4 protein-coding genes are annotated in these 6084 nt (G+C 41.8%); all 4 read left to right on the forward strand.

Going from position 1 to position 6084, the window contains the following annotated elements; translation table 11 throughout:
* The first annotated feature begins 8 nt into the window (after positions 1 to 8).
* The 4 genes from MHN30_RS17125 to MHN30_RS17140 all read left to right on the forward strand — a co-directional run bounded on the left by MHN30_RS17125 (position 9) and on the right by MHN30_RS17140 (position 5628).
* Positions 9 to 335 carry a Na+/H+ antiporter subunit G gene (locus MHN30_RS17125; protein ID WP_010370840.1) on the forward strand — a complete coding sequence of 109 codons (327 nt, stop codon included), beginning with the start codon at positions 9 to 11 and terminating at the stop codon, positions 333 to 335.
* A 216-nt stretch (positions 336 to 551) separates the two neighbouring features.
* Positions 552 to 2666 carry a methyl-accepting chemotaxis protein gene (locus tag MHN30_RS17130; RefSeq protein WP_130164623.1) on the forward strand — a complete coding sequence of 705 codons (2115 nt, stop codon included), beginning with the start codon at positions 552 to 554 and terminating at the stop codon, positions 2664 to 2666.
* Between the two features lie 103 nt (positions 2667 to 2769).
* Entirely contained in the window at positions 2770 to 4692 is a 1923-nt protein-coding gene (locus MHN30_RS17135; protein WP_239360497.1) for a DNA topoisomerase III, read from the forward strand.
* A 78-nt stretch (positions 4693 to 4770) separates the two neighbouring features.
* Positions 4771 to 5628 carry a tetratricopeptide repeat protein gene (locus tag MHN30_RS17140; RefSeq protein WP_130164621.1) on the forward strand — a complete coding sequence of 286 codons (858 nt, stop codon included), beginning with the start codon at positions 4771 to 4773 and terminating at the stop codon, positions 5626 to 5628.
* The last annotated feature ends 456 nt before the right edge of the window (positions 5629 to 6084 follow it).

Raw genomic sequence — 6084 nt, forward strand, 5'->3', positions numbered from 1 at the left:
AGAGCGATATGTCAGAATGGATAATTTCCATTTTATTACTGTTAGGTGGTGCGTTTGTATTGATAGGCTCTATTGGTCTTGTGAAAATGCCTGACTTTTTTATGCGTCTCCATGGCCCTACAAAAGCCACAACGCTTGGAATGGCGTGCTTATTGACCTCGGCAATGGTGTATTTCAGTACCACGACTGATGGCGTGAGTGTAAAGGAAATCTTGATTTCAATATTTTTGCTGCTCACCGCTCCCATCTCTGGATATATGCTGATTAAGTCAGCAATACATCACCGCTTGCCAAGTAATGAAAAGACGACTGGCAAAGACAAGATAAAAAAATAGTGCTTCGGCGCTATTTTTTTATCCATCACTTTATAATTTATTCCTCAAAATACACCGCCTAAGCATCATAAATTTCAGTACGTTATTAAATTTTTTGCTACAGTTAAAAAAGACTTCATAGTCGCCGATAAAAATAGGGGTCACTCGTTTTATCAAGTTGATGATGAACGTGCAGTGCAATTTGTTTGCATACTAAGTCTAAAAACTGGGAATGTTATGAAACAAGCTTCGATTAAAAACAAACTCTTATTCTTTGTAACAGCATTAGTAACGAGTTTGGTTGTTATATTAGTGACAACAATGTGGTTTCACCTTGCAGCGGAAAATACCAAGCAAAGTGAAGGGGTCCAACAAGCGATTTATGATGAAATATCCCAAGGCCTTATCGCTAAAGGCAACCAATATGGGCAACGTGTGGCTGGCTTTATCAATGAAGCCTATCGTGTTCCTTATACTTTGGCGGGTGTACTATCTCATACCGCCACACAGGATCCTCTGAGCCGTGAACAAGTACAAGAAATTGTCAATGGTGCGCTAAAGCAAAATCGCTTTGTGTCTTCTATGTATGCACAGTTTGAACCGAATGGTTACGATGGCAATGATGCCAGTAATCAAGGTGGTTCGAGTCACTCTGTGCCGGGCGCTGGTACCTTAGAGCTCTACTTCACTCAAGAAGCCAATGGTCCGATGCAACAAAAAGTTGAGTCGGCAGAAGAAAAATATGCCGATGCAATCAATGAATTTGGCCTACGAGAAGCCGAGTGGTATCTGTGCGCAAAAGATAAAATAGCGCCTTGTATCATGGAGCCCTATTTATATGAAATTTCTCCGGGCAACAAAATGCTGATGACCTCATTGACCACGCCAGTCGTGGTCAATCGTCAATTTAGAGGCTTAGTGGGCGTGGATGTAAATTTGCCGATTTTTCAAACTATGGTCGACGAGCTCTCAAACTCGCTTTACTCAGGAGCCGCTAAGGTAACCTTGTTAAGTGAGCTGGGTCTTGTTGTGGGTTCTAGTCACTACAAGAATTTAGCCCGCCCACTTGCTGAGTCGACAAAGTCAGATAGGGCTGAGGTGTTAAAATCGCTGCACACAGGTTCAGGGATTAAAGAGCTTGGTGAAGATTTAGTCGTAGCAGTACCTATCAACATTGCGTTACCAAACACCACTTGGTCTCTGGTAATCGAACTGCCTAAGGCAATTGCACTGAGTTCTGCTACAACGCTGCAAAGTCAGCTGGAGGAGTCGACAAACTCCGTTGGTCGCTGGATGCTTATTATCGGTATTGTTATTGCTGTTATTGGCATTGCCATTGCGGTGGTATTAGTGAACACAATTATCGGGCCGCTTACGCATATTCAGGAGCGGGTAGAGAACTTAGCTTCTAGCGAAGGCGATTTAACGCATGAGCTAGAAGTGAGTCATCATGCTGAGTTGATTGCCTTGGCGCATGGCTTTAACCGCTTTACTGATAAACTACGAAAGATGATTGATGACCTCAAAGGTCTTGCTGAATCTTCCTATGAGCAGTCGCATCGAACAACAGAAGCCGCGATAAACATCAAAAACAAAGTCGCTAATCAGCATTTGGAAATAGATAGCGTAGTTACTGCAATTAACGAACTTAGTGCAACCGCTTCAGAGGTGGCTCGGGCGTCGGAAAAAGCGGCTGCAAGTACGAATCAGGCCGCTGATCAAGTTCAGCAAAGCGAACAAAGTATCATTAAAACAACTGAAACGGTGCAATCAATGGCGGATCAAGTTATTGATGCAAAACAAGCGGTCGTGAAGGTATCTGAGCGCAGTGATGATATTTCCAAAATACTAGAAGTGATCAGAGCCATTGCAGAGCAAACTAACTTACTGGCCTTAAACGCAGCAATTGAAGCGGCAAGGGCGGGGGAGCAAGGACGTGGTTTTGCGGTTGTTGCCGACGAAGTTCGAGCTTTGGCGTCAAAAACGCAGGCCTCGACGGACGACATTAGTAAACTAATAGACAACCTACAGAGTGAGGTCGCGAATTCAGGTCGGATCATTGAGAGCTCTGTGCAGTTAGGTGAAGATGCAGTAAGTTATTGCCAAGAATCGGCTAGGTTAATGAGTACGTTAGTTGCTGAGTTGACAAGCATTTCTAATGAAGTAACACAAATTGCGACGGCTGCGGAAGAGCAAAGCATGGTTACCGAAGAAATTAATACAAATACAACGGGCATTTCAGATGCCGCTGCTGAGCTTTCGAAGTTCGCAGATGAAGTTGAACAAGCGGCCAGTTCAATGACGCTGATAGTCGAACAAAAACACAAGCAACTTAATTTATTAAGAACGTAAGTTTGTTGGTTTGCAAAGAGACTGGAGACAGTCTCTTTGCAGCTATGGCGTTTTTCGTCAAAATTCACTATGATAACTGTATCTATATACAGTTAAGCTAATCATGAAACTCTATATCGCAGAAAAACCCTCTTTAGGTCGAGCAATCGCCGATGTCTTGCCAAAACCACATAAAAAACAAGATGGTTATATAGAAGTTGCGAATGGTGATGTGGTTTCTTGGTGTATAGGTCACCTGTTGGAACAAGCAGAACCTGAAGACTACGACGCCAAATACAAAAAATGGCAGTTCCATGATCTACCAATTGTGCCGACTCAATGGCAGTTCAAGGCAAAGCCAAAAACAAAAAAGCAGCTTAGCACTTTAAAAAAGTTACTCACAAAAGCCGATGAAATCTACCATGCTGGAGATCCTGATAGAGAAGGGCAATTGCTCGTGGACGAAGTATTTCAATTCGTAAATTTGCCAGAGCGGAAAAGAGCAACGATCCGACGTTTGTTGATCAGTGATTTAAACCCTCAAGCGGTGAAAAAGGCTTTGGCTTCGACACGTTCTAATCAAGAATTTGTTCCTTTAAGTGTATCTGCACTTGCAAGAGCTAGAGCGGATTGGCTATTTGGGATGAATTTAACCAGAGCATTTACGTTGGCCGGGCAAAAAGCGGGAGTGAATACCGTTTTGTCGGTTGGCAGAGTGCAAACTCCGGTACTTGGTTTGGTTGTTAGGAGAGATTTAGAAATAGAGAACTTTGTATCTAAACCATTTTATGAGGTGATTGCACATATCAATAAACCAAATTGGGGAGTTTTTGAAGCTAAGTGGGTACCAAGCGAAGCATGTAAGCCCTATATGGACGAAGATGGGCGTGTTCTGGTTAAAGCCTTAGCCGAAAACGTTGCGGATCGGATCAGTCAAAAGCAAGCAACAATAAATAAGGTTGAAACGAAACCAAAAAAGATAAACCCGCCGTTACCCTATAACCTTTCTTCTTTACAGATTGACGCAAATAAGCGCTACGGTTTATCAGCTCAGCAAGTGTTGGATATTTGTCAGGCACTCTATGAGAAACATAAACTGATCACTTACCCTAGATCAGATAACCGTTATCTACCACAAGAACACTTTGTTGAAAGAGAGCAAGTCATTGCGGCTGCTAATCACAATCAGGGAATAGACAGTAAGTTTATTAAGTTAGCTGATATGAATCTAAAAGGAGCGTGTTGGAATGATAAAAAGGTAGAAGCGCATCACGCCATCATTCCAACCACTAAAAAGCTCCGCAGTGCTCAGCTTGGGCATAGAGAGTTGCAGGTCTATCAACTTATCTCTGTACAGTACCTTGCGCAATTCTTTCATCCCTACCGCTACAACGAAACTAAAGTGGAGTTGGAGATTAGTGGTGGTCAATTCAAAGCACAAGCGAAGCAAATAACAGATCAAGGATTCAAGATACTGTTTAAAGGTCATGAGATAGAAAAAGAAAGCCTATTGCCGAAGTTACAGGTGGGAGAGCAACTTTTATGCGAGAAAGGTGAAGTTAAAGAAAAGCAAACCCAGCCGCCAAAGCATTACACTGAAGCCACCTTATTAGGTGCAATGACAGGTATTGCACGGTTTGTTTCCGATCAATCTATCAAAAAGGTATTGAAAGACACTGACGGGCTTGGCACTGAAGCGACGCGGGCCGGAATTATTGAGCTTTTGTTTAGACGGCAGTTTCTTAGACGAGAAGGTAAGACGATTTATTCTACGGCGCTGGGAAAAGCATTTATTCAAACCCTACCTGAGTCACTTTCATTACCAGACAGAACTGCGCTCTGGGAGTCATTGCTCGGAAAGATCGCCAATAAGGAAACGTCGTATAATCAATTTATGCAACCGCTTTGTGATGAGTTAGGTGGATTTATTGACAGCGCTCAGTCTATCAATACGAATGCACTGAAAGGTGTTCCTGTACCTGCATTTAAAAAACGTGGGGCAAGAAAGGGGAAATTTACCCGAAAGAGAAAGCCAAGCTCTGCATAATTGTTTTCTTGGCTTGGTTGTAAATTCAGATAGTGTCACTATATCAACCATATTAATTACTCAGACAGAAAATAGAATATGAGCAATAAAATCCAACTAACCCCTGAAAACATTCAGCAAGTAATAACCGATCCAAATCCAGAGAAAGTGTTATTGCTGACCTTTTATAGCAATCAAAATCCTGAATGTGTTCAGCAAGACCAAATATTGGAGAGGATAGCGGCAGCTTATAGTGAGCATATAACCGTAGGCGTTATTGATTGTGATGTCCAACAAGCTCTGGCATCTCAACTCGCTCAGCAAATTGGTTTACAAGCTTTGCCAACGATTGTGATTTTAAAAGGTGGTGCGCCAGTAGATATGCTGGCAGGGGCAAAAACAGAAGAAGAAATTAAAGAAGCTTTGTCTGAGCATTTACCATCACCTGAAGTTATTTTACTTGATCAAGCGAAGCAGTTCCTCGCAAGCGGTGACCTAAATAATGCCTTTGGTTATGCGAAAAAGGCATACGACATTGACAGTAGTAACACTCGGGTTAAGTTGGTGTTTGCGGATATCTGTATGCAAATTCAAAAATTTGATGAAGCTCAAGCGTTATTAGATTCTATAAATGAAGAACAGCGAGACCCGTATTACCACAATTTAGTCGCTAAATTGGCGCAAGCTGCGGCTGCACAAGATTCACCAGAGGTAAAGCGTCTAGAGCAAGCGGTGGAAGCTGAGTCTGATTCATTAGACTTACGTTGTCAGTTAGCTCAAGCTCAGTTAGATGTGGGTAAAAAAGAAGAAGCATTGGCAAGCCTACTTATGGTGCTTAAGAAAGATATGAACTACGGTGAAGCCAAAAAGGGATTTTTAGATATTATTGCTTCGCTTCCTGATGGCGATAGTGTTGCTTCAGCATATCGACGAAAGCTATATAGTCTTCTTTACTAAAAGAATTGATAGTTGAATACCAAGATGCAGGTGAAAATTTCTTCAACTGTATCTTGCATCCTCCCAAATTTGATCAATACTTATGATCCCTTCGCGAAAACTGGTGACAGTTTTATGAAGAAAATATTGCATTAATGTGGTTTTTAAGCGGTTTTGTGTGTTTTCTGTTCGAACGAACCTTTTTTATAAGTTTTAATGAAAAAAGGGGTTGCACTAAAATCGGATCTCCCTATAATGCGCATCCACCGACACGGGGAGCAACGCTGAAAAGCAATAAGTCAACGAGTCGGTAGTCGAGTAAAACTTAGCTTTGAAAACTTAAGAGAAAACTTCTCAAGAAATTCAAAATTAAGTGTTGACAAAAAATCGGGAATGCTTAGAATGCACATCCCTCGAAACAACGAAATGTTTCGAAATGTTCTTTAAAAATATGAAGCAATCATCTGTGTGGGCACT

Origin of the sequence: Pseudoalteromonas sp. OF7H-1 (assembly GCF_022347825.1) — a bacterium.
GTDB classification, from domain to species: Bacteria; Pseudomonadota; Gammaproteobacteria; order Enterobacterales; family Alteromonadaceae; genus Pseudoalteromonas; species Pseudoalteromonas maricaloris.

Bases quoted from the DNA above. Each gene is read 5' to 3' on its own strand.
- MHN30_RS17125 (WP_010370840.1), top strand. From the start codon at position 9: ATGTCAGAATGGATAATTTCCATTTTATTACTGTTAGGTGGTGCGTTT.
- MHN30_RS17130 (WP_130164623.1), top strand. From the start codon at position 552: ATGAAACAAGCTTCGATTAAAAACAAACTCTTATTCTTTGTAACAGCA.
- MHN30_RS17135 (WP_239360497.1), top strand. From the start codon at position 2,770: ATGAAACTCTATATCGCAGAAAAACCCTCTTTAGGTCGAGCAATCGCC.
- MHN30_RS17140 (WP_130164621.1), top strand. From the start codon at position 4,771: ATGAGCAATAAAATCCAACTAACCCCTGAAAACATTCAGCAAGTAATA.